We start from the raw sequence: 23,617 nt of genomic DNA, 5'->3' as shown, positions 1-23,617 counted from the left end.
GTCTCGGGGGCTACGGCCCGCCCGCGTACGTCGGTGCGGTTTTCGCCGGTTACCAGACGACCAGGCCCTCCATGCCGGACCCGCCGGCGAAGGCCGGCAGACCCTCGGTCTCGGTCTCGACGAGGGTGAGTTCGCCGTTCGGGCCGACCCGGAACCCTTCAATGGTCCCGGCGAGGGTGTTCTGCACGTACAGCAATGAGCCGTCGGCGGTGGCGGCCAGGTCGATGGGACCCGCGCCCGGCGCCTTGGCCGGCTCGGCGTCCGGATCCGGTGCGGCTGCCTCGGCCGCGGCGGCCACCTCCGCGACCGCCTCCGGACCGCCGGCGGGGGCGATCACGCCGTCCTTACCGCCGATGCTGACCTTTCCCTTGCCGTCGACCGTGTAGAGGCTGATGGTCGAGCTGCCCGGGTTGGTTCCGTAGAAGAACTCGCCGGCCCGGGCGATCCAGCACAGCACCTGCTGGCCCGACTCCACCGAGGGCGTGATGACGTCCAGGGTGCCGTCCTTGCGCAGGGTGTAGGACGTGACCCCGGATTTGGCGGCCTCCGTGACGATCAGGTGGCCGGCCCGGTCGAAGACGAAGGAGAACGGCACGGCCCCGTTCGATTTGGTCGTCACCGGCTTCGCCGACAGGTGACCGTCCTCGGCCACCGCGAAGACCTCGATCGTGTTCTTGCTCTTCGTGGTGACCAGCAGGTGCCGGCCGTCGGGGCTGAAGCCCACCTGCGGCGGGGAATCGGTGAACAGCGGGACGGCGTCGTTGGTGATGCCGAGCGTACGGGTCGAGCCGGCCAGCGGGCGGAGTCCGTCGTGGGTCAGCCGGAAGCCGGTGATGTTCGTGGTGCCACCCGCGTTCAGGACGTAGACGGTCCGGCCGGAGACCGCGATGCTCACCGGGAAGTGACCCCCGGACTTCACCGTCCGCCGGTGGGTGAGCTTGCCGTCTCGTACCCGGAAGGCGGTGACCGAGTCGCTGCCGGCGTTGACGGCGATCATCACGTTGTTCCGGCGGTCGAAGACGAGCGATTCCTGCGACGCGAGGGGATCGAACGGGTTGTCCTTCTGGGCGCCGCCGCGGCCTCCGGTCGGGTATTCGCCGGCCGCCGCCAGTGTTCCGTCGGCCGCGCGCTTGAAGACCAGGACGGAGTTGTGCTTCGGGTCGTTCGACTGGACGAAGACCATTCCGCCCTTGGCCGGCTTGGGGCGATCGCCGGCCGGGTTCTCATGTGCCGAAGCGATTCCCGTCGACACGCCACCCGCCGTCAACAACAGGCCCGCGGCCAGGACGATGCCAGTTCTCCTACGCATGAGTGCTCTACCTCCGACGAACGAGCGGTGTCTTCCGTCGTTCGATACGGCGCTGCCCGCCGGTCGGTTGGACTCCGGAGCCGGCCGTAAGGACTGCGTAATGGGTTGTTTCCAGGTTGCGGTCCGGGAGTTCTCATCCCCGGGCGGCGAGCGCCGATGGATAAGTCACCCTCGGTCGGCAGGCCGTGGGTCCGCGGCGCGGGGGAGGACGGCGTGACCACTGTTCAGGTGGCGGAGAAGCGTTCGGTCCGTGCCCTGCTCGCGGCGGCGGAGCAGAGGCGGCTCGCGGGTGACTACCGGTCGGGCTGCGCGGCGGCTCGCGAAGCCGCCGAACTGGCGGCCGCGCTGGGCGACGCCGCGGGGCATGCGGAAGCGTTGCGCTCGCTGGCCACTCAGCTGTTGCGGCTCGGCCGGCACGAGGAAGCGGTGACCGCCTGCCGGACAGCGGTCACGGAACTGGAGGCGCTCGGCGACGCGTCCGGCGTCTGCGAGGTGCTCACCCTGCAGGCCCTGCCGCTGACCGACCTCGGCATGCACGAGGAAGCGCTGGACGTGCTGGCCCGGGCTCGCGACATCGCTCAGCAGCTGGGCAACCGGGACCTGCTCTACTGGGTGCACAACCGCACGGGCGTGGTGCACGGCAGCATGGGCGACCGCGAGCTGAGCAACGACTACCTGATGCAGGCGTTGCGCATGGTCGACGGGATGGACGACGAGGCCCGGTTCTGCATCCTGAACAACGTCGGCGACAACGCGGTGCACGAGGTGGCGCGGCTGCAGGGCCTGGGCGACGCGAAGGGCGCCGAGGCGACGCTGACCGACGCGCTCGGCTACGTGGCGGAGGCGCTGCGGCTGGCCCGAGCGGCCGGCCATCCCTTCCGGGAGTCGATCAGCCTGGACAACTACGGGATGCTGCTGGCCCTGGCCGGTGATCTGGACGGCGCGGCCCGGCTGATCGAGCAGTCCCGCCAGATCGCGGTCCGGGCCGGTTACCGCTCCCTCGAATCCGGTGCCCTGCAGCACCAGGCCCGGATACGGCTGATGCGTGGTTACCATGCCGAGGCGATCGAGGGCCTGCTTCTGGCCCTGGACCGGGCCCGCGAGGCCGGCGAGAAAACCATGGCCATGGAGGTTCTGCGGGAACTGTCCGACGCGTACGAGATGGCCGGCGACCCGGTCGCGGCGCTGCACCACTACCGGGCCTTCCACGACCTGGAACGCGAGCTCCACAACCAGGTCGCCGCCGCCCGGGCCCGGATGGCCGCGCACCACTTCGAGCTGGACAACGCCCGCCTGGAGGCGGAGAACGCCCGGCTGGAGACGGCACTGCACCGGGCCCGCAGCGCCGAACTGGCCGCCGACAACCTTCTCTGGCAGCGTCAGGCGACCGAGGACGCGCTGACCGGCCTGCCCAACCGGCGCTACGTCGACGAGCGGCTGCCGAAGCTGGCCGCCGCCGGTGGGCCGCTGTGCGTGGCGCTGGCCGATGTCGACCTGTTCAAACGGGTCAACGACGAGTACGGACACCCCGTCGGTGACGAAGTGCTGCGCCGGATAGCCACGATCCTGCTCGAGCACGTCCGCGACAGCGATCTGGTGGCCCGGTTCGGCGGCGAGGAGTTCCTGATCGCGCTGAACGCGACCGGACTGCAGGATGCCCGAGCCAAGTGTGAACTTCTGCGCGCGAACGTAGCGGCCTACCCCTGGGAACATCTACGACCCGGTCTGCGGGTGACCATCAGTCTCGGCCTCGCCGAGGTCACCGGCACCGGGACTCTCGCGGACGCGATCAACCTGGCCGACCAACGGCTCTACGACGCCAAGCGGAGCGGCCGGAACCGGGTCAACGGCACCCAGATCTGATCCCCGCGTCGCGAGGGCGTCGCGCACGGCGGGCCAGTTCTGCAGAACGCGGCATACGTCGGCTCGGTCCTCGGCCCGGACCGCGTCCGCGTACGCCCGGGTGAGAACGGCGTCGATCCGGGCGGGCCGGCCGGTCCGGGCGGACTGCACGGCCGCTTCGACCATCGCCAGGCTCATCACGTTCTCGTGCACCTCGCCGGACGGCCGCTGCCCGGTACGCAGAGCCTCCACGAACACGCGCAGGGCACCGCCGATCCCGGAGTAGGGCGGCGGGTCGGGGATCGTGCATTCCGTCGGAGTGTGCAGGGTCGGCTCGTCGTCGCCGTTCCACAGCGCGGTGCCGTTCTGCCCACTGACCCGCCACCGGCCGTTCCAGGAGGTTTCCGCGCCGGTGCTGCACCAGCTGCCGTTGTATACGTATCGGGTGCCGGATTCCATCTCGAATACGGCGGTCGCGTTGGCGTGCCCCGCATACCAGCTCCACTGCGGGTTGTAGGACTGGCAGTAGACCGACACCGGCTCGCAGTCCAGCAGGAACCGCACCGCGTCGAAGGCGTGGATGGCCATGTCGATGAGCAGCGGCTGGGCGATCTGCTCGCGGAAGCCACCGAAGTGCGGAGCCCGGAAGAAGTCCGTGGTGATCGTGCCGATCGGCCCGAGGTGCCGCGTCATGGCGCGCAGCCGGGACAGTTGCGGGTTCCACCGCCGGGACTGGCTGACCATGAACAGTTCGCCGGTGAGCTCGGCCGCCGCCACCAGCGAGAGGGCGCGACTCAGCGAGTCCGCGACCGGCTTCTCACCGAGCACCGGCAGGCCGGCGAACAACGCCGCGGTGGTCACCGAGTGGTGGGCCTCCGGGACGGTCACGTTGATCAGTGCCTGTGCGCCGGTCTGCCGGGCCAGCTCGACGGCGTCGTTGCCGTAGGCCAGGCCGGGCCGGCCGACCGCGGCGACGGCGTCCTTCGCCGCGGTCAGGTTCAGGTCGGCGACCCCGGCCAACTCCACGCCGGGCGCCGCGGTGACGGCGGTGAGCCAGGCCCGGCCCATGTTGCCGGCGCCGGCGACGACGACCCGCAGCGGCTCGGCCGGGCTGCTGGCGATGGTCCGGAAGCTCACGACAGCGGCCCCCGGTAGCCCTGGCCGTTGAAGAAGTCCCCGGTGTCGTAGCGCAGGAGCGTCGGATGGTCGCGCGCCGGCCGGTCGCTGCGGGCCCAGGCGACCCCGTTCGCGATCACCTTGCGTACGTCGCGGTGGTGATAGGTGGGATAGGCCTGGTCCCCGGGACGGAAGTAGAAGATCTTGCCGTGGCCGCGCCGGAAGGTGCAGCCGCTGCGGAAGACCTCCCCGCCGGTGAACGAGCTGATGAAGACGAGCTCGTCGGGAGCGGGGATGTCGAAGTACTCGCCGTACATCTCGTCCTCGTCGATGATGAGGGGATGCGGTATGCCTCGCGCGATGGGGTGCGTGGGGTCGACCGTCCAGATGAGCTCGCGATCGTGCTCCGAGCGCCAGCGCAGCGTGCAGGTCGTGCCCATCAGCGTGGTGAAGATCTTCGACCAGTGTCCGGAGTGGAGCACCACGAGCCCCATGCCGGAGAGCACCTGCCGGTGCACGCGTTCGACGACCTCGTCGGCCACCTCGGCGTGGGCCGCGTGTCCCCACCAGGTGAGGACGTCGGTCTGGGCGAGCACCTCCTCGGTCAGCCCGTGTTCGGGGTCGTCGAGGGTGGCGGTCCGTACGGTGCACGGTTCACCGAGATTCTCTCGAATGCCCTCCGCGATCGTCGCGTGCATGCCGTGCGGGTAGATCTTCGCCACGTGCTCTTCGACCTGTTCGTGGCGGTTCTCCCCCCACACGGTCACGCGCAGGGGTCCGGTCTCTGTCGATGTCACGGGTTGGCTCCTTCTCCAGGTCGCTTACTTGACCGCGCCGGCGGTGGTTCCCGCCGCGACGTAGCGCTGCGCCACGACGAGCAGCACGATGGCCGGGATCGAGGCGAGTACGGCGGTCGCCATGACCGAGCTCCAGTCGCTGACGTACGTTCCGATGTAGGTGTAGAGGCCGAGCGTCACCGGCCGGACGTCCGCCGTGGTGGTGAGCGTGAGGGCGAAGAGGAAGTCGGCCCAGGCGAACAGGAAGCTGAACAGTGCCGCGGTGATCAGCGCGTTGCGGCTCATCGGCAGCACGATCGAGACGAACGTCCGGAGGTGCCCCGCGCCGTCGACCCGGCCGGCCTCGATGACCGATTGCGGGATGCTGGTCATGAACGCCCGCACGATGAGGATCGCGAACGGGATACCCGCGGTCGAGTCGGCCAGGATGAGACCGGGGACCGAGTTGAGCAGACCTGCGTCGGTGTAGGCGGTGTAGAGCGCGTTCGCGATCACGATGCCCGGGATCATCTGCGAGATGAGGACGCCGAACAGGATCGCGCCGGCGAAGCGGAGCCGGAACTGCGCCAGCACGTACGCCGCCGGGGTGGCGATGACCAGGCAGAAGGCCACCGAACCGAGGGCCACCACGAGGCTGGTCAGCAGGTTGCGGCCCTGTTGACTCAGGGCGGTGGAGTAACCGTGGAAGCTGAGGTGGACCGGTAGCCACGGGGTGCCGACCGCGGATCCGCCCGGCTGCAGCGACACGTTGATCATCCAGTAGATCGGGAACAGCAGGACGGCCAGAATTCCGACGCCGACCGCGGTGTCGGCCCAGCGTGGCCAGGCCCGCCCGGGGCGCCGGCCCGGTGTCACGGGTATGGCCATGACGACCTCACTCGTCCACGGCACGCCGGTTGGCGCGCAGATAGATGACGGCGAACACCAGCGAGATGGCGATCAGGATGTTGCCGAGCGCCGCGCCCTGCCCGAAGTCGAACTGCACGAAGGAAAGGTGGTACGACTGGGTGGCGATGGTCTGGCTCGCGTTGGCCGGCCCGCCGTTGGTCAGCCCCAGGATGACGTCGAGCACCTTGATGGTGTAGACGACCCCGAGCACCAGCACCACGCTCACGACCGGCCGCAGCAGTGGCCACGTGACGTAGCGGAACCGTTGCCGGCCCGAGGCCCCGTCGAGCGTGGCCGCCTCGTACAGATCCTCCGGGATGTCCTGCAGTCCGCCGTAGAGGATGGTCAGGTTGAAGGGGATGCCGATCCAGATGTTCACCATGATCACGGCGAGCAGGGCGAGCGAGGTGCTGGTCAGCCAGCCGGGGTGCCCGGGCGCCAGGTGGATGGCGGCCAGGAACCGGTTGAGCGCGCCGTTGTCCTTGTCCAGGATCCAGCGCCAGACCGCACCGGAGACGATCAGCGGGATCAGCCACGGGATCAGCAGCAGCGAGCGCAGCAGGCCGTTGAGCGGGAAGCGGCGCCGGAAGAAGACCGCCAGCCCCAGCCCGATGACGAACTGCCCGAGAATCGAACCGGCGGTGAACAGTACGGTGTTGAGCAGTGCCTTGCTGAACACGGACGAGGTGATCACGGCGCGGTAGTTGGCGAGCCCGGCCCACGGTGCTTCGCCGGTGTAGAAGGTGCTCGTCGAATACGTCTGGAGCGCCATCAGGAAGTTCTTGACGACGGGGTAGCCGAAGAACGCCAGCATGTAGATCACGGCCGGGGCCAGGAACAGCAGTTGGGCGAGCCGGTCCTGCCCGCGCCGCGACTGCCAGCGGCCGACCCGGTCCGGGGGCACCGAGCCGGGCGGAGGCTCGTACTCAGCCATTCTGGGCTTGCTCCAAGGCCTTGGCCGGATCCGCCTGCCCGGTCAACGCGGACTGGAAGGCCGTGTAGATCTTCGTGGCCGCCTTCGGCCAGTCCGCACCGAGCTCACCGGTCCGCGAGCGTGCCGTCGGGATCTGGTCGGCAAAGCCCTTCACGTTCGGGTTGGCCGAGCTGAAGCTCGCCAGCAGCGCGGTCCTGGTGGGGATGGTCTGGTTCTGCTTGGCCAGGTTGACCTGGCTCTCGTCGGAGTTGAGGCAGGCGACGACCTTGGCCGCCTTGGCCTGCTTGTCCTTGTTGCCGGTCTGCGGGACGGTCCAGGTCTCGCCACCGAGCGGCGCGACGATCGGCCGGCCGGCGGCCGGGGCCGGGATCTTCACCACCGCATAGTGCAGAGCCTTGTCGGCGTCCAGCACCGGGAACTGCCACGGCCCGTTCACCATCATCGCGGCCTTGCCCGCTCTGAACTGGTCGTTGACGTCCGCCTGGGTCCAGTTCAAGGCGGACTTCGAGACCGAGCCGGCCTTCATCAGGTCCACCCACAACTGCAGGGCCTGTGCGGTCTCCGGCGTGGCGATGTTCTTCTCGTCGCCGCCGTTCGACCACATGAACGGCAGGAACTGCCACGTGCCCTCGTAGTTGGCCGGCGCCGAGAAGGCCAGTCCGTACTGGCTGCCGGAGGTCAGCTTCCGGGCGGCCGTCTTCAGCTCTTCCCAGGTCGTCGGCGGGGTGACGCCGGCCTTGGTCAGGATGTCGGTGTTGTAGAACAGCCCGATGGTGTTGGTGACGGGTTGCAGGCCGTAGAGCTTGCCCTGATAGGTCGAGGCGTCGACGACGCCTTTGGCGAAGCCGTCGGCCTTGAGGCCGAAGGTGTCCAGCGGCGTCAGTGCGCCGGTCTGGGCGATCTGCTGCAGGTCGGGATTGTCGAGCATGAGCAGATCCGGGAGGGTCTTGGACGAGGCCTGCTGCAGCACCTTCTGGATGAGCGTCGCGCCCGGCACCGCCTCGCGGGAGATGGTGGCGCCGGCCTGCGAGGCGCAGGCCTCGAGGGCCTTCTGCCAGACGGTCCTGCCCGGCTCGTTGCTGTAGTAGTCGAGTACGCGCAGGGTCGCGGTGCCGCCACTGTCCGAACCGCTGTCCGAGCCACCGCAGGCGGTGAGCGTCAGCGGGATTGCGAGTATCGAGGCGAGGGCGGCCGGGGCTTTGCGGGAACGAGTGGACCGGAACATATCGGCGTGTCCTTTCGATCGAAGCGCACCGTGGAAGGTTTCAGGGCGTCGTCGATACGCATCGACGATGTCGTGCGGCGGACCGATGTGGCTTCTTCGGATCTGGCTCTAGCTCGAGCGCATCGCGGATGTGGGCGCGGGCATCACGGTGCCCCGGCGGGTCAGGCGTGGTGCGACGAGGTCTACCGGCGGATGCCCCACCCCGGGGCCGGGATCGAGCAACCAGAACAGGGTCTTCATCGCGCGCCGCGAGACGTCTCGCGGCTCCTCGGAGATGTTGGTGTACGGCGGCTCCGACTCGTCCGCCTGGTGGTCGGTGCTGATTCCGATCAGGGACAGGTCGCGCCCGGGCACCACTGCACGGGCACCCAGCGCGTGCAGCAACGGTCTGATGCTCGCGTTGTACGGCACCACGACGCCGGTCCGGCCCGGGCGTCGGTGCGCCAGAAGGTGTTCGACCGCCGTCGCGGCCCCCGCCCGGCCCAGCTCGACCGGCTCGAGCACGGTGAGCGGGAGGCCCCGCATCTCCGCGTGGCGGCGCACCGATCGCAGGAACCGGCCGGCGAAATTGAGCCGGCGGTCCGTCACCGCCGCCGGATAGCCGATGACGAACGCCTCGTCGTGCCCGGTGTCCACGAGCTCGTCGACGGCGATCCGGGCGGCCGCGTCGAAATCGAGATCCACGCAGTAGAGGCCGGCCGGGTCGTCGGGCATGCCGACGAGCACGACGGGAATGGGTAGGGCGGCGGCCACCTGGACCCGCTCGTCCTGCTCCTGGATGTCCATCATGATGATCGCGTCGCACAGCGCCCGCCCGGCGAGCCGCCGTAGCCCGGCCGAACCCTCATCCGCGGTGACCAGCAGAACCTCGTAGTCGCTGGCCCGCGCGGAACTGGCGATGGTCTCGATGAACGGCAACAGCCCGGTCATCTCCGACATCGAGTCGAAAGGCACGACCAGACCGACCACTTGGGTACGCCGTCCGGCCAGCGCCCGTGCACCGGCATGGGGTTCGTAGGTCAGCTGCTCCATGGCGGCCAGCACGCGCTGCCGGGTGCGCTCGGAGATCTGACGTTTGCCGGTCATCACATACGACACCGTGCTCTGCGAGACACCCGCGAGCCGGGCGACATCCTTGCTCGTGAACGCAGCCATGGGCAGATCCCAGGAGTAGTCGATGCGTATCGTCGAAGCGCTTCAACAACTAGTGACGACAGGCTATGGCGGGCGTCACACGGTGCGCAAGACATCTCCCGGCAACACTTTCGCAATCTTGCCGATCGGTGAACAGCTATGCCGTTTCGAGCCGGAAGGCCTGCGCGGGGGTTCCGTTGCAGCTGAACTGATCGAGTTGGACTCCGTCACCGGTGGAGCCGCTCGGCACGTCCAGGCATTTGTCGCTGAACTCGTTCACGAAGTGGACGGAGCCGTTCGAGTCGGGCACGGCCCGCCACTGCTGTCTGCCGTTGTACGGCCACAGCTGGATCGTGGCGCCGTCGTTGGGCGCCTGGTCGGTGACGTCGAGGCTCTTGAGGCTGTCCAGGCGACTGGCGATCCGCACGTTCCCGTCGCCGGTCGGGATCAGCCGGAAGTGCTGGCCCTTGGTCGTACCGCAGGTGAGTTGCTGGACCGGGGCGTGGTCCGCGGGATCGTCACCGCGTACGTCCACGCACTTTCCGCTGTTGAGGTTGACCAACCGGAACCAGGTCGCCGGGTCGATCCCCGCCGGGTTCGCCGGCTGCCGGGTCGTGCGGCTCGGGCTCGCGGGGGAGGACGACGGCACCGTACTGCGGCTGCTCTGCGGCTGCGTCGAGGCCGGCCGACTCGGCCGGGTCGCGCTCGGCAACGGCGCGGCGACGTGGTCCGAAGTCGCCGGCGTCGGCACGGATGATGCCTCGGCCGTCGACCGGACCCGTTCCCGGGCGATGAAACCGGCCGTCACGGCGAGCACGACCGCGATCGCCGCGACGGTGACAACCACCGACCGCGCCCATCGCCGTTCACCCGCGGCCGCCTCCGGGACGAAGTGGCCGGCCGCGACCGCGCGCAGCATCCGGTCGGTGGTCTCGGCGTCGGCGCGGCGGGCCGGGTCCTTCTCCAGCAGCGCGTCCAGCACCGGCCGCAGTGCGCCCGCCCGGACCGGGGGACTCGGCGGCTCATCGCCGGCCAGTGCGGCCAGGGTCGCGACCGGCGACGACTTCGAGTACGGCGGCCTGCCCTCGACCGCGGCGTACAGGGTCGCGCCGAGGGACCACAGGTCGGCGGCCGGCCCGACGGGCAGATCGAGCGCGTGCTCCGGGGCCATGTAGGACGGCGAGCCGAGCACCACCCCGGTCGACGTCATCGAACTGTCCCCGGAGACCAGCGCCAGCCCGAAGTCGGTCAGCACCACCCGGCCGTCGAAGCCGAGCAGGACGTTCGCCGGCTTCACGTCGCGATGCAGCAGCCCCGCCGCGTGCGCCGCCCGCAGCGCCGCCAGGACGGCCAGCCCGATCTCGGCCACCCGCTCCGGCGCCATCGGGCCGTCCCGTTGAATCGCGGCGAACAACGACCGCGACGGGATCAGGTCCATCACGATCCACGGCTCGCCGTGCTCGTGGAGCACGTCGATGACGCGGACGACGTTCGGATGGTCGATCCGGGCGATCGCGCGGGCTTCCCGCAGGACCCGTATCCGCAGCAGCTCGTACTGCTCGTGGTCGATCCCCCGCGGCGGAAGCATCTCCTTGATGGCGACATCGCGACCGAGCAGCGCGTCGTGCGCCTCCCAGACCCGGCCCATCCCGCCCTCGCCGAGGACGCGCGTCAGGCGGTAGCGCCCGGCGGCGAGCGTTGGGGGTGACGCGGACAAGTTCTCCTCCGGCGCTCAGGTCGAGTGCGGCGTGCGACGGCCACTCTAGTGCGCGACCCCAACCACGGGCATGAATGTGTGCGGTCGGTAGGGCCGACTCCGAATCGATTCGACTACCGCTTCTCCCTTCTATTGACATACGTAGATGCTTCTGCCTAGCGTCAGCAGCGAATCGATTCGACATCACGACCCGCACACCGAGGGCGAGGTGGTGGCATGAACATCGGCGAGATCGCCCGGCGGGCCGGAGTGTCCCGGAGCACGGTGTCCTACGCGCTCAGCGGCCGGCGCTCGGTGAGCCCGGAGACGAAGCAGCGCATCCAGGCTGTCATCGACGAGATCGGTTACCGGCCCAACGCCGCCGCCCGGGCGCTGAAGGAGGGCCGGACCCGCACCCTGGGGCTGGTCATTCCCCCGGCCAGCCTGCGGCTGACCGATATGCAGCTGGGGTTCGTCGCCAGCGTCGTCGAGGCGGCCGCCCGGGCCGATCTGGACGTGCTGCTCTCGCCGTCCGGCGGTGACCACGATCGCTCGTTCGAACGCATCGTGTCGGGCCGCCGCGTCGACGGGGTCCTCCTCATGGAGATCCGGCTGGAGGACGAGCGGGTCGGCCGGTTGCGGCAAGCCGGCCTGCCGTTCGTGACGATCGGCCACACCGCCGATCCGCACGGCACCAGCTGGATCGATGTCGACTACGCCGGACTGGTCGCCCGTTGCGTGCACCATCTCGCCGATCTCGGCCACCGCACCATCGCGCTGCTCAACCGTTCGCCCGAGCTCCTCGCCGCCGGGTACGGCCCCGCGCACCGGGCGCAGGCGGGTTTCGCCGAGGCCGTCCGGCAGCGTGGCCTGAGCGGTATCGAACTGCCCTGCGCCGACGACCCCGCCGCCGGCGAGGAATGGCTCGAGCAGCTGCGCGAACACCACCCGGACGTCACCGCCGTCACCACGGTCAACGAAGCGGCGATGCCCGGTCTCCAGCGCGGCATCGAGCGGCTGGGCGTCGCCGTCCCGGGTGAACTCTCCATCGCCGGGGTCGCCGCCCGGCACTGGGCCGAAGGCTTCCGCCCGCAGCTGACCGCCGCCGACGTCCCGGCCCTCGAGATGGGCTCGCACGCCGTCGAGCTGCTCCTCGAACGGATCGCCACCCCCACGCACCCGCACCGGCACCTGCTGCTCGCACCGCCCATCTCGCTTCGCGACAGCACCGGGCCCGCCCGCCCCGACTGAACCGTCCACTCTCCCCGGGACGAGCCGCCGGCTCCTCCCGCGACTCCTGCTGTCCTCGTTCCCCGATCGGAGGCACCGTGAGTTCCCCATCCCCGATCCGTGCCCGCATCGCCCGCACCCTCGTCGTCGCGCTCGCCGGGTTCGGCGTCCTGGCCGCCGCGTCCCCGGCCCGCGCCGACGACCAGAGCATCAGCGTGAACTTCGCCGCCACCACGGCCGCGCCGACCCACCGGGCCGCCGGCTGGATCTACGGCATGACCGAGAACGGCGCCGCACCGCCCGACCACTTCTTCACCGACGTCGATTACCGGGCCATGCGGGCCGGCGGCGCGCAGCTGCCGGGCAGCGGCTGGCAGGGTGGCGGTTACGACCGGCGGTGGAACGCCACCCGGGCGCAGATGCTGCGCACCCGAGCCCTCGGCGGCACCTTCATCCTGCTCGCCCACGACCTGTGGGGTGCCGACGGCGCCAACATCGGCCGGTACCCGGGGGACAACGGTGACTGGAACGACTACAACAACTTCCTCACCCGGGTGATCGCCGACGTGAAGGCCACCGGTGTACCTGTGCAGTGGGACATCTGGAACGAGCCCAACATCTCGATCTTCTGGAACCGGCCGCAGTCGCAGTACTTCGAGCTGTGGCGACGCACCTATCAGCGGCTGCGCGCGGACATGCCCGGCACCCTGATCGTCGGCCCGAGCTACGCGGGCGTGCCGACCACCGCGTCCGGTGCCTGGTGGAATCAGTACCTCGACTACGTCAAGGCCAACAACGCGGTGCCGGACATCATCAGCTGGCACTCGCTGCCCGGTGACCCGGTCGCCAACGTCGCGGCGGCCAACGCCACGCTCGACTCCCGCGGCATCGCGCACCCCAGGCCGTACCAGATCAACGAGTACGGCGCCTCGGACGAGCAGAATCCCGGCGACGGCGCCTGGTACATCACCCGGCTCGAACGGGCCGGCGCCGACGGCCTGCGCGCCAACTGGGCCAGCGGCGGCAACCTGCACAACGACCTCGGCAACCTGCTCGTCCACAACTCCGCCGGCCAGTACCAGCCCAAGGGGGAGTGGTGGGTCTACCGCTTCTACGCCCAGCAGACCGGTGCCGGGGTAGCCACCACACCGTCCGCCGGCTACGACGCGTACGCCACCAAGGCCGCCGGTAACGCCAAGGTCCTCGTCGGCGGGGGCCGCACCACCGGCAACCTCACCGTCAACCTGCAAGGGCTGGACACCACCAGCGGTGTCGTGACCGGCAACCAGGTGCGCGTACGGGTGCAGCGCATCCCGTACAACAGCGGCGGCGCCGTCGCCGGCCCGACCACCGTCCAGGACCGGGTCGTCACGCTCACCGGCAACGCCACGACGGTGACCATCGCCAACAACACCGTCACCGACGCGTACACGATCACGGTGCTGCCGCCGGCCGACACCGGCTTCTCGAGTGTTGCCGTGGTGCAGCACAGCGGGCAGTGCCTCGACAACACCGACCTGCGCACCACCGACGGCAACCAGCAGCAGCAGTTCCCCTGCGAGGGCGGCGACCAGCAGCAGTGGGTCTTCCAGCCGGTGGCCGGAATCGCCGACACCTACACGGTGGTCAACCGGCAGAGCGGTAAGTGCCTCGACGTCAGCGGCGTGTCCACCGCCGACGGTGCCGCCGTGCAGCAGTGGACCTGCCTGGCCGGCGGCCTGAACCAGCAGTTCGCCCTGCGGCGGGTCAGTTACGCCGGCAACGACGCGCACGACTACCAGCTCGTCGCCCGGCACAGCGGTAAGTGCGTCGACGTCAGCGGTGTCTCCACCGCGGCCCGTGCCGTGGTCCACCAGTGGACCTGCAAGCCCGTGTCGCAGGCGAGCCCGCTCAACCAGACCTGGCGACTGCTCGGCCGCTGATCCGTACGCCTGAGAGGAGGAACCGCCATGCTCCATCGATCGTTCGTTCTCGCCGTCCTCAGTGTTCTGATGGCCGGTGCGGCCGTCAGTACCGGTGCGAACCCGGCCGCGGCCGCAACCGTCGGAACACCCACCCGCATCGTCGGTGGCCAGTCCGGCCGTTGCCTGGACGTGCCGAACGCCGCCACGACCAACGGTCTGCAGACTCAGTTGTACGACTGCTCGGGTGGTGCCGGTCAGTCGTGGACGTACACGAGCGGCAAGCAATTGCAGGTGTACGGCAACAAGTGCCTGGATGCGTCCGGGCAGGGCACGGTCAACGGTACGACGGTGGTGATCTGGGACTGCAACGGTCAGGTCAACCAGCAGTGGAATGTCAACGCGAACGGCACGATCACCGGTGTGCAGTCGGGGTTGTGTCTCGACGCCAGTGGGGCCGGCACCGCGAACGGCACCAAGACCCTGCTGTGGGCCTGCAACGGCCAGTCCAACCAGCAGTGGGCGCAGGTCACCCCGGGCGGCACCGGGGGCGGGCCCTGCGACATCTACGCCGCGGGCGGTACGCCGTGCGTGGCGGCGCACAGCACGGTGCGAGCGCTCTACAGCTCCTATCGCGGCAACCTCTACCAGGTCAGGCGCAGCTCCGACAACACCACCCGCGCCATCGGGGCGCTCGCCGGCGGCGTGGCCGACGCGGCGAGCCAGGACTCCTTCTGCGCCGGCACCACCTGCGTGGTCACCGTCCTCTACGACCAATCCGGGCGCGGCAACGACCTGTGGTACCAGGGCTCGTCCGCGGTTCCCGGTTCGCCGCAGAGCAAGCCCGCGGTCGCCACGACCGAGTCGCTGACCGTGGGTGGCGCCAAGGCCTACTCGCTCTACATCAACCCGGGCAACAGCTACTGGCGCGACGGGCACCTGACCGGTGTTCCGACCGGCAGCGCCCCCGAGGGCATGTACATGGTCACCAGCGGCACCCACGTCAACAGCGGCTGCTGCTTCGACTACGGCAACAGCGAGACCACCCGCAAGGCCGACGCCGCCGGTGCCATGGACGCGATCTACTTCGGCAAGAGCTGCTGGTTCGGCGGCTGCTCCGGAACCGGGCCCTGGGTGCAGGCCGACCTCGAATGGGGTCTGTTCCCCGGCGGCAGCAGCACGTGGAACCCCAACCAGCGCGCCTTCACCAGCAAGTTCGTGACCGCGACCCTGAAGAACAACGGAACCTCCCGCTTCGCGATCAAGGGCAGCGACGCACAGAGCGGCAACCTCTTCACGCTGTGGGACGGCTCGCTGCCGTCCGGCTACAGCCCGATGAGGAAGCAGGGCGCGATCGTTCTCGGCAGCGGCGGTGACTGCTGCAAGCCGGACGGCGGCGCGAACCAGAGCGCCGGCACGTTCTACGAGGGCGCCATGGTCGTCGGCTACCCGACGGACGCGACCGAGAACGCCGTCCAGGCCAACATCGCCGCCGCCGGCTACCGCTGAGAGCAGGAGAGGACTCGATGAGATGCCGAGAATGCTGAGCCGTCTGCCGGCCGTCGCGGGAACCCTGATGATCCTCGTCGCCGGCGCCTACGTGGTCTCGGACGCGGCGCCCGCCCGCGCCGCCGGGACCGGCCCGTGCGACATCTACGCCTCGGGTGGTACGCCGTGCGTCGCCGCGCACAGCACCACCCGGGCGCTGTACGGCGCCTACAACGGCCCGCTCTACCAGGTCCGGCGCTCGTCGGACAACACCACCCGAGACATCGGCGTGCTCACCGCCGGTGGCTATGCCAACGCCGCCGTGCAGGACTCGTTCTGCGCCGGTACGAGTTGCGTGGTCACCGTCCTCTACGACCAGTCCGGCCGCAACAACCGCCTCACCCAGGCACCCCCCGGCTACTGGCCGGGCCCCGCGGCCGGCGGCTGGGACAACCTCGCCGACGCCAAAGCCGCCCCGATCACCATCGGTGGCCAGAACGCTTACGGCGTCTACATCGCCCCCGGAACCGGTTACCGCAACAACAACACCAACGGGATCGCGACCGGCGACCAGCCCGAGGGTATCTACGCGGTCGTCGACGGCACCCACTACAACCAGTGGTGCTGCTTCGACTACGGCAACGCACAGACCGACGGCCAGGCCGACTCGCCCGCGATCATGGAAACCGTCTACTTCGGCGCCGACAAGCAGTGGGGTTATGGCGCCGGGAGCGGCCCGTGGATCATGGCCGACCTGGAGTGGGGGCTGTTCTCCGGGGTGAACGCCGGATACAACAACATCGCGTCGGTCAACCACCGGTTCGTGACCGCCATGGTCAAGGGCGAACCGAATCATTGGGCCATCCGGGGCGGGAACGCCCAGTCGGGCAGCCTGACGAACTACTTCGACGGCGTGCGCCCCAACGGGTACAACCCGATGAAGAAGGAGGGCGCGATCCTCCTCGGCATCGGTGGCGACAACAGCGTCACCGGCCGCGGCACCTTCTACGAGGGCGTGCTGACCGCCGGTTACCCGTCAGCGGCGACCGAGAACGCGGTACAGGCCAACATCACCGCCGCCGGGTACGCGCCGGCCGGCGGCGCCAACCCGCAGCAGAACGTGCAGATCGTGGGCGGGCAGTCCGGCCGCTGCATCGACGTGCCGAACGCCGCCGCCACCAACGGCACCCAGGTGCAACTGTGGGACTGTGCCGGCAGCACCCAGCAACGCTGGACCTACACCGCGGGCCGGCAACTGCAGGTGTACGGCAACAAGTGCCTCGACGCGAGCGGTGCCGGCACCACCAACGGCACCGCCGTGCTCATCTGGGACTGCAACGGCCAGGCCAACCAGCAATGGAACGTCAACGCCAACGGCACCATCACCGGCGTACAGTCCGGCCTCTGTTTGGATGCCAACGGTGCCTCGACCGCCAACGGAACCAAGATCATCATCTGGGCCTGCAACGCAGGACAGAACCAGCAGTGGTCCACGCGTGGCTGATTACTTTCCCGGAGCGGCGGAGGGCCGCGGCGTTACCGGTGCACCGACGCGACGAGTGGCAGGGTCGCCACGACGCTGCCGCCGTCCTCGCCGGCCCCGGCGACCACCGAGCCGCCGAGCAACTCGGTGCGTTCGCGCATGGAGGTGATGCCGACGCCGGGCAGCCACGGCCCTCGTGCGGCGCCGTCGTCGCGAATCTCGACCGCGAGCACGTCGCCGTCCCGACGCAGGGTGACGACGGCGTGCTCGCCGTCGGCGTGCCGAGCGGTGTTGGTCAGCGCCTCCACGACGATCCGGTAGGCGGCCACCTCGATGGCCGCGCCCAGCGGCGGGAGCGGGACCGGGACGAGGACCTCGACGAGCAGCGGGCGGCCGTCCGGGCGCAACAGGTGCCGGGCGTGCTGGCGCAACGCCTGCTCGAGTCCGACCTGATCCAGACTCGGCGGTCGCAGCCCTTCCACGAGTCGCCGCACCTCGGCGATCGCCTCCCCGGCTTCGGCCCGTACCCCGGTCAGCAACGTCGCCGCCCGCTCCGGGTCGCGGCCCAGGACGTTGCGAGCGGCGTCGGCCGCGTACGCCAGCCCGGTGAGCCGCGGGCCCACCCCGTCGTGCAGGTCACGCCGCAGCCGGCGGCGCTCCTCCTCGATGCCCTCCACCATCGCGGCCCGTGATGCCTGGAGGTCGGCGCCGAGCCGCCGCGCGTGCATGAGCTGGCCCAGCGCCGGGGCCAGCACGGCCAGCACCTGCTGGTCGCCGCGCAGCAGCCGGCTCTGCCCGGTCCGCAGGCCGACCTCGAGACGACCCAGGCGAGGATCGGTGGGCGAGAGCGGCTGCTGCACGACCACCCCGGCGGCGCTCCCGGTGGCGGCCACGATCCGGCCGGAGCCGTCGACCAGGGCCGCGTACGGCAGGGCCAGCGACTCCCGCAGCGAGCGCAACGCCGGTATCGGGTCCTCGCCGAGCTGATCGCCGGCCCGCGACGCCGCCTGGATCGGGTCGTGCCGCACGCCGAACAGGAGGATCTCGATGATCTGCCGGAACAGCCGGGCGAACGGCGCGTAGCCCAGCGCGCAGCCCGCGGCGATGAGCCCGAGAGCACCGGGGGCGAGCGTCACCCGGTGCCCGGCGATCATGTCGAGACCGGCCAGCACACCGGCGAAGACGCTCATCACCATCAGCACGGTGAGCGCATGCGAGCTGACCGCCAGGGTCAGGCGCCGGATGTCGCGGATGTCCGGGGCGGCGATCCCCACCACCAGGCAGGTCAGCAGGACGGCCCAGACGAGGAGAACGATGACGGCGGCGCCCGACCGCGAGAGGGTGAAGCCGGCCGTGCCGGCGATCAGCGATCCCGGGAGGGCACCCAGTGCCAGCCATTGCAGCGAGCGCCGGGCGGCCGGTTCGCTGTGCTCGAAGCGCCACCAATGCATCGCCAGGACCAGGAGATATTGGACCAGCTCGATCAGTCCGGTGTAGGCGAACTGGGCCGGGTAGGCGATGCCCAGTCCACCCGTGGCGACGAGCAGGGCGGGAGCGGACCAGCCGAGGCCGGTGGGCGGGCGGCCGTCCGGGTAGAGCGCGATCGCGGTCGGCGCAAGCAACGCCACCGCGGCCACCCATAGCCGGCCGGTGACCGCGACCGGGCTCCCGGCCAGCCACAACCCGGTCGCGAGGAGGCCGGTGACGGCGGTGGCGCCCAGCATGCCCAGCAGCGGCGCGGGGAAGCGGCGGGCGACGGCGAGGGCGAGCACGACGGCACCGAGCAGCAGCATGCCGGCGCCGAAAGCCGGCCACGCGATCACGACGAGCCGCCCCGGCCCAGACCGCCGTCCCGGGCCCGGACGATCGCCGCCGAACGGTCGGTGACCTGGAGCTTCGCGAAGATCGCGGACAGGTGGTTGGCCACCGTCTTGGGCGCCATGCCCAGCCGCTCGCCGATCGCCGCGTTGCGCAGGCCGCGGGCCACCAGGTCGAGCACGTCGCGCTCGCGTGGGGTCAACTCCGGGAACGGGTCGGACGCTGCCGGGTGGCGGCGGAACAGCCCGAGCACCCGGGTCGCGACGCCCGGCCCGAAGATCACCTCACCCGCGACGACCGCTTTGAGCGCCCGTTCGATCTCCTCCTGGGCGGCGCCCTTGAGCAGGTATCCGCGGGCGCCGGCCTGCATGGCGCTGAACACGACGTCGTCGTCCTCGGCCATCGACAGCACCAGCACCGCGGTGCCCGGACAGGCCCGGACGATCCGCCGCGTGGCCTCGATGCCGTCGACGTGCGGCATCATCACATCCATGATCACGGCGTCCGGCCGGTGCAGCTGCACCTCCCGGACCGCGGCCTCACCGTCGGCCGCTTCACCGACGACGGCGAACCCGTCGAACGACTCGAGCAGCGCGCGCAGGCCGCCGCGTACCACCGGGTGGTCGTCGATCAGGACGACCGTGAGTGGTTCCGATGCCGCCGTCATGCGTTCATGATGGGGTCTGCACCGGGTGCGGACCTAGGAGTGTTTGCCCGGGTGACCCGGGTGAACAGCCGGGCCGGGCGGGTGTGCCGACTCCTCCGTCCGGCCGGTCGGGCCGCGAGGCTGAGCTCAGCGGCGCCGACCAGCGGTGCCGGTTCCTCTCCGGGGTGATTTGCCATGACGTTCTCCAAGCTCAACAAGGCCGGCTTCGTGCTCGCTGCGGTGCTCGGCGTACTCGACCTCCTCTCGCTGGTGCAGCCCACGCCGGACGGTGAGGCCGGCCCGCCTTTCGCAATCCTGCTGATCGACGGCGTGCTCGGTCTGATCACCATCGTGGCGGTCGTCATCGCTTGGCGCACCGGCCGCCGTGGCGCAGCCCGAATCGCCGCCGGCTCCCGCATCGTCTCGATGGTCACCGCCCTGCCGGCCTTCTTCGCCGGAGTCTCGGCCGGGCTGCTGCTCATCGTCTCGGTCCTGGTGGTGCTCACCATCGCCTGCGTGGCGCTGATGCTGCTGCCGTCCCGGGTCCCCGTCCCGGTCTCCGACTGAGCTTCAGAGTCGCGGACTGCCGAACCAGCGGCGTGCGTGCTGTTCGAAGGCCTCGCGGTCCGGTCGCCGGCCGTCGGCCCAGGCGATTATGCCGTCGGGGCGTACGAGGACGGCGCCGTAGCCGAGGTCGTTGCGTGCGGGCCCGGCCACGTAGCGCAGCCGGTGGGGCCAGCCCGCCGCCGCTTCGGACAAGACCTGATCGGCGCTGAAGTCCAGCACGACGCCCCGGCCGTCCTGCAACAGGTCGCCGAGACCGGTGCCGTCCTCGAGCCGGAAGTCCGGGGCGTTGCGGCCGGCTGGGGTCGGCCCGTCGCCCAGGTCGTAGCGGTTGGCCGTGCCCGAGGTCCGCTCCCACACATAGGTCGTGGCGTCGCGGGTGTCGAGCAGGTCGCGCATCACCGATTGCAGCGCCGGCGCGTACTCGCCCGGGCGCATGACCCCGACCTGGGCCCGCGACCAGTCCAGCACTCCGGCCCCGATCGGGTGCCGTTCGGCGGTGTAGGTGTCCAGCAGGCCATAGGGGGCGGATCCGTGCACGGTCGCGGCGAGTTTCCAGCCCAGGTTCAAGGCGTCGCCGATACCCAGGTTCAACCCTTGGCCACCGAGCGGCGAGTGGATGTGCGCGGCGTCGCCGGCCAGCAGCACTCGGCCCTGCCGGTAGGTCGTGGCCTGCATCGCCCGGTCGGTGAAGCTCGAGGCGAGTTCGACCGCGTCCACGCGCACGTCGGTGCCGGACACCCGGCGCAGGACCGTTTGCAGGTGCCCGGGCGTCAACGGCTGCGAGCGGTCGAACGCTCCGCCGTCGAAGTCCATCACGCCGATGTAGCCGCCGGCGGGCATCCGCAGATACATGCCCGTCGCCGTCACGTTGAAGCCCGGGCGGAGCTTCTCCCGGTCGGCGACGTCGCCCACGAACAGGTAGCCGGTCAACTGAGGCTCGGTCCCGATGAAGCCGAAACCGGCCAGTCCGCGTACGTTGCTGCGCCCTCCGTCACAGCCGACCACCCAGCGGCCCGTGTACTCACGCTCACCGGCCAGCAGCACCACCTTGTCGTCGCCCTGGGTAAGGCCGGTGACCTCGACGCCGCGCCGGATGTCCACGCCGAGGCCGACCGCCCGTTCGGCCAGCACTGTCTCGACCGCGTCCAGGCTGGTCAGCATGCCGTCCATCGCCGGGCTGGGCAGCCGCGGCGGCAGGGCCGCCACCTCGACCTTGGCCGCATCGAGCATGATGCCCGCGAAATGGCTCACCGAACGCGGCACCGAAGCCTGATCCGCGTCGAGATCGGCGCCGACCTCGGCGCGGCCACCCGACTCCGCCAGCAGACGGGGCAGCATCCCCCGTCGGTGGAACGCCTCGACCGACCCGGCGTTCAGGCCCCGCAACCCCAGCGGAAACTTACGCCAGGGGGAGTGCGGCTCCGCCTCTCGCTCCAGCACCACGACCGAGCACCCGGCGAGGGCGATTTCACCGGCCAGGAACAACCCGACCGGGCCGCCCCCCACGATCACCACGTCATACATGAGAGATCTCCCGTCGGGGAATTGGTGGTTCACTTGAACAGGGCGAGGTCGATGGAGTCGGCGAGGGCCTGATAGCCGGCGTCGCTGCCGTGCAGGTGATCGCCCGCCTGCAGGTGGTCCTGAATACCGGCGGGCTGGTCCGGGTCACGCCAGACGGCATCGAAGTCCAGGACACCGTCGAAGGCGCCACTGGTACGGATCCAGGTGTTGACGATCTGCCGCGCGTCCTCGCCCGCCGCGGTGTGGGTTTCGGAGCCTTCGTCGGGGGTCACCGTGGTCGCGTAGATCTGCACGCCGCGGTCGTGCGTACGGGCGATCAGCTGCCGGTAACCGGCGATGATGTCGTCGCTGGTCACCGGCTCCCCGGGGAACATCGACAGGAAGCCGGCCAGGGCGTCCGCGTCGTCGCGCGGGAGGTGCGAGATGCTGATGTCGTTGTGGCCCAGGGAGACGATCACGTGACCGAGGCCCGGCGTCGCCAGCACGTCACGGTCGAAGCGGGCCAACCCGGAAACGCCGAGGCCATCGTTGAGCATCCGGTTACCGCTGATGCCCTGGTTGCAGACGTAGAGGTGTGGACCGCCCCGCTCGGCAAGCAGCTCCGGCCAGCTGTGGTGGGAGTCCGGGGTCGAGCCGAAGCCGTCGGCCAGGGAGTCGCTCAGCACGACGACGGCTCTGGCCGGGGCGTCGGGAAGAACCTCGACGGCCGAGATGAGCGCCCGCACGGGCAGCGGGCCGGCTTTCGCCGGCAGGGTGGACTCGGCGGTGGCGTTGCCCGGCACGACCCAGCCGGTGTCCAGCGACGGATCATGGCAGGTGCAGCTTTCCACCAGCTCCGGCAGATAGAGGCTGATCGACAGCGTGGCGAGGGCGGGCAGCGGCAGGTCGATCGGGTCGCTGAGGATCGGCGCACCGGCCGGCACGGTGACATCCCGCCGGCCCGCGAAGGTCAACTCCCGGGCACTGCCCGCCTCGATCTCCCCGCCGGACCTCGCGAGGCCCACCTGTGCCGCGCCGATGACCAGCGGCGCGGTCCCGTACTCATTGGTCAGGCGCAGCCGCAGCCGGTGGCCGCCGCCGCTGATCCGCACCACCTGTCGCAGGGTCACGTCGGCGAACGGCGCCACCGTTTCCAGGGACCCGAGCCCGGCGTCCGGGGCCTGCGGGGCCGCGCTCCAGGTCCGGACCCAGCCGTCGTCGGCTTGGCCGACGTTCGTGACTACCGCATTGGCCTCGGTCACCGATGCCTCCGTTGTTCGTGAGAGTGGTGAACGTCCTCGGAACCGCCGTGGAGATCAGTGCGTTCTCACCGGCGGGTCAAAGCTGACGTAGGCCACTTACACCAAGCACACACGGCGCTGGCACGGCGCTGGCACGCTAGGAACGGCAGCTGACCTCCATGCCGTCCTCGACGGGGAAGGCCGTGCTCACGTAGCCGTTCGCCGGGTCGCGGATGTGGTCGAGGTAGGGCTGCACGCTCGCGAACGACGTGTCGTCCGCGATCACCAGCGCGCCCGGCGCCAGGTGGGGCTCGAGCAGGTGCAGCACCGGCAGATAGAGGTCCTTCCACCCGTCGAGCAGCACCAGCCCGACCGGGCCGGTGACGGCCGTGAGCGTCTCCAGCGCGTCGCCGGGGAGCACCTCGATGAGGTCAGCCACGCCCGCGTCGGCGAAGTTCTGCCGGGCCGCGGCCACCTTGGTCGCGCTGAGCTCGGTGGTCACGATCCGGCCCTCGCCGTTGTCGCGTACGGCCGCGGCGAGGTAGAGCGTCGAGATCCCGTACGAGGTGCCGAACTCGACGACGGTTTGCGGCCGCGACGCCCTGACCAGGCTGTAGAGCAACGCGCCGCCCGCGTCCGAGACCGGCATGTAGATAGGGGCGAGCGCGTCGGCGCGCTCGGCCGCGGTGGCGTCGGGCGGCAGCGGCCCGATGTCGTGGTCGTCGTCGCGCTCGGCGGCCGCGTGCAGCAGCTGGAGAACGGCGGGAAAGGGATCGGTGCGTAAGGTCGTCATGGCCGC

Annotated in this window: 18 protein-coding genes and 1 pseudogene; 6 read left to right on the top strand and 13 right to left on the bottom strand. The window is 70.3% G+C overall.

Annotation, left to right across the window (positions count from 1 at the left end):
- Positions 1-49: 49 nt before the first annotated feature.
- Positions 50-1,309: a lactonase family protein gene (locus Ato02nite_RS27285; RefSeq protein ID WP_213009480.1), complete on the bottom strand. Its 1,260-nt coding sequence runs from the start codon at positions 1,307-1,309 to the stop codon at positions 50-52.
- A gap of 213 nt (positions 1,310-1,522) precedes the next feature.
- Between Ato02nite_RS27285 and Ato02nite_RS27280 the strand changes: the two genes are divergently transcribed.
- Positions 1,523-3,172, top strand: coding sequence for a GGDEF domain-containing protein (locus tag Ato02nite_RS27280; protein WP_213009479.1), 1,650 nt, complete (start codon positions 1,523-1,525; stop codon positions 3,170-3,172).
- Between the two features lie 132 nt (positions 3,173-3,304).
- Here Ato02nite_RS27280 and Ato02nite_RS51900 read toward each other — a convergent pair.
- The 7 genes and pseudogenes from Ato02nite_RS51900 to Ato02nite_RS27250 all read right to left on the bottom strand — a co-directional run.
- Positions 3,305-4,288 (bottom strand): annotated as a pseudogene (locus Ato02nite_RS51900) (Gfo/Idh/MocA family protein); the annotation flags it as partial.
- Positions 4,285-5,064: a ThuA domain-containing protein gene (locus Ato02nite_RS27275; RefSeq protein WP_213009478.1), complete on the bottom strand. Its 780-nt coding sequence runs from the start codon at positions 5,062-5,064 to the stop codon at positions 4,285-4,287. The pseudogene Ato02nite_RS51900 and the gene Ato02nite_RS27275, both read right to left, overlap by 4 nt.
- A 24-nt stretch (positions 5,065-5,088) precedes the next feature.
- Entirely contained in the window at positions 5,089-5,931 is an 843-nt protein-coding gene (locus Ato02nite_RS27270) for a carbohydrate ABC transporter permease (protein WP_213009477.1), read from the bottom strand.
- A gap of 7 nt (positions 5,932-5,938) precedes the next feature.
- On the bottom strand, positions 5,939-6,886 hold the full coding sequence (locus tag Ato02nite_RS27265) for a carbohydrate ABC transporter permease (RefSeq protein ID WP_213009476.1): 948 nt from the start codon (positions 6,884-6,886) through the stop codon (positions 5,939-5,941).
- Entirely contained in the window at positions 6,879-8,111 is a 1,233-nt protein-coding gene (locus tag Ato02nite_RS27260) for a sugar ABC transporter substrate-binding protein (protein ID WP_213009475.1), read from the bottom strand. The genes Ato02nite_RS27265 and Ato02nite_RS27260 overlap by 8 nt, the downstream gene beginning before the upstream one ends.
- Positions 8,112-8,219: 108 nt before the next feature.
- On the bottom strand, positions 8,220-9,266 hold the full coding sequence (locus tag Ato02nite_RS27255) for a LacI family DNA-binding transcriptional regulator (protein ID WP_213009474.1): 1,047 nt from the start codon (positions 9,264-9,266) through the stop codon (positions 8,220-8,222).
- Positions 9,267-9,402: 136 nt separating this feature from the next.
- The gene (locus Ato02nite_RS27250; protein WP_213009473.1) at positions 9,403-10,962 is read right to left on the bottom strand and encodes a serine/threonine protein kinase; all 1,560 of its coding nucleotides are present in this window, start codon (positions 10,960-10,962) and stop codon (positions 9,403-9,405) included.
- Between the two features lie 216 nt (positions 10,963-11,178).
- Here Ato02nite_RS27250 and Ato02nite_RS27245 point away from each other — a divergent pair, with 216 nt between their 5' ends.
- The 4 genes from Ato02nite_RS27245 to Ato02nite_RS27230 all read left to right on the top strand — a co-directional run bounded on the left by Ato02nite_RS27245 (position 11,179) and on the right by Ato02nite_RS27230 (position 17,064).
- A complete protein-coding gene (locus Ato02nite_RS27245; protein ID WP_213009472.1) occupies positions 11,179-12,192 on the top strand; it encodes a LacI family DNA-binding transcriptional regulator in 1,014 nt (337 codons plus the stop codon).
- 77 nt (positions 12,193-12,269) lie between these two features.
- Positions 12,270-14,093, top strand: coding sequence for an RICIN domain-containing protein (locus Ato02nite_RS27240; protein ID WP_246607453.1), 1,824 nt, complete (start codon positions 12,270-12,272; stop codon positions 14,091-14,093).
- A 27-nt stretch (positions 14,094-14,120) separates the two neighbouring features.
- Positions 14,121-15,581: an arabinofuranosidase catalytic domain-containing protein gene (locus Ato02nite_RS27235; RefSeq protein ID WP_213009471.1), complete on the top strand. Its 1,461-nt coding sequence runs from the start codon at positions 14,121-14,123 to the stop codon at positions 15,579-15,581.
- Positions 15,582-15,612: 31 nt separating this feature from the next.
- Positions 15,613-17,064, top strand: a complete 1,452-nt coding sequence (locus tag Ato02nite_RS27230) for an arabinofuranosidase catalytic domain-containing protein (protein WP_246607452.1) — start codon at positions 15,613-15,615, stop codon at positions 17,062-17,064.
- A gap of 32 nt (positions 17,065-17,096) precedes the next feature.
- Here the strand turns inward: Ato02nite_RS27230 and Ato02nite_RS27225 are convergent, their stop codons facing one another.
- Both Ato02nite_RS27225 and Ato02nite_RS27220 read right to left on the bottom strand, forming a co-directional pair.
- Complete coding sequence (locus Ato02nite_RS27225) at positions 17,097-18,866, bottom strand: sensor histidine kinase (protein ID WP_213009469.1); 1,770 nt, start codon at positions 18,864-18,866, stop codon at positions 17,097-17,099.
- Positions 18,863-19,528, bottom strand: coding sequence for a response regulator (locus Ato02nite_RS27220; RefSeq protein ID WP_213009468.1), 666 nt, complete (start codon positions 19,526-19,528; stop codon positions 18,863-18,865). The genes Ato02nite_RS27225 and Ato02nite_RS27220 overlap by 4 nt, the downstream gene beginning before the upstream one ends.
- Before the next feature lie 174 nt (positions 19,529-19,702).
- On the opposite strand from Ato02nite_RS27220, the gene Ato02nite_RS27215 reads away from it, so the two are divergent.
- Entirely contained in the window at positions 19,703-20,074 is a 372-nt protein-coding gene (locus Ato02nite_RS27215; RefSeq protein WP_213009467.1) for a hypothetical protein, read from the top strand.
- 3 nt (positions 20,075-20,077) lie between these two features.
- Here Ato02nite_RS27215 and Ato02nite_RS27210 read toward each other — a convergent pair whose 3' ends face one another.
- The 3 genes from Ato02nite_RS27210 to Ato02nite_RS27200 all read right to left on the bottom strand — a co-directional run bounded on the left by Ato02nite_RS27210 (position 20,078) and on the right by Ato02nite_RS27200 (position 23,611).
- Complete coding sequence (locus Ato02nite_RS27210; RefSeq protein WP_213009466.1) at positions 20,078-21,589, bottom strand: FAD-dependent oxidoreductase; 1,512 nt, start codon at positions 21,587-21,589, stop codon at positions 20,078-20,080.
- 38 nt (positions 21,590-21,627) lie between these two features.
- A complete protein-coding gene (locus tag Ato02nite_RS27205) occupies positions 21,628-22,839 on the bottom strand; it encodes an SGNH/GDSL hydrolase family protein (protein ID WP_213009465.1) in 1,212 nt (403 codons plus the stop codon).
- Between the two features lie 136 nt (positions 22,840-22,975).
- Positions 22,976-23,611, bottom strand: a complete 636-nt coding sequence (locus Ato02nite_RS27200; protein ID WP_213009464.1) for an O-methyltransferase — start codon at positions 23,609-23,611, stop codon at positions 22,976-22,978.
- Between the last annotated feature and the right edge of the window lie 6 nt (positions 23,612-23,617).

This window comes from Paractinoplanes toevensis, from assembly GCF_018332695.1.
GTDB lineage: Bacteria > Actinomycetota > Actinomycetes > Mycobacteriales > Micromonosporaceae > Actinoplanes > Actinoplanes toevensis.
The sequence above is the reverse complement of the archived record's forward strand: the minus strand, read 5'-3'. Positions and strand labels throughout refer to the sequence as shown.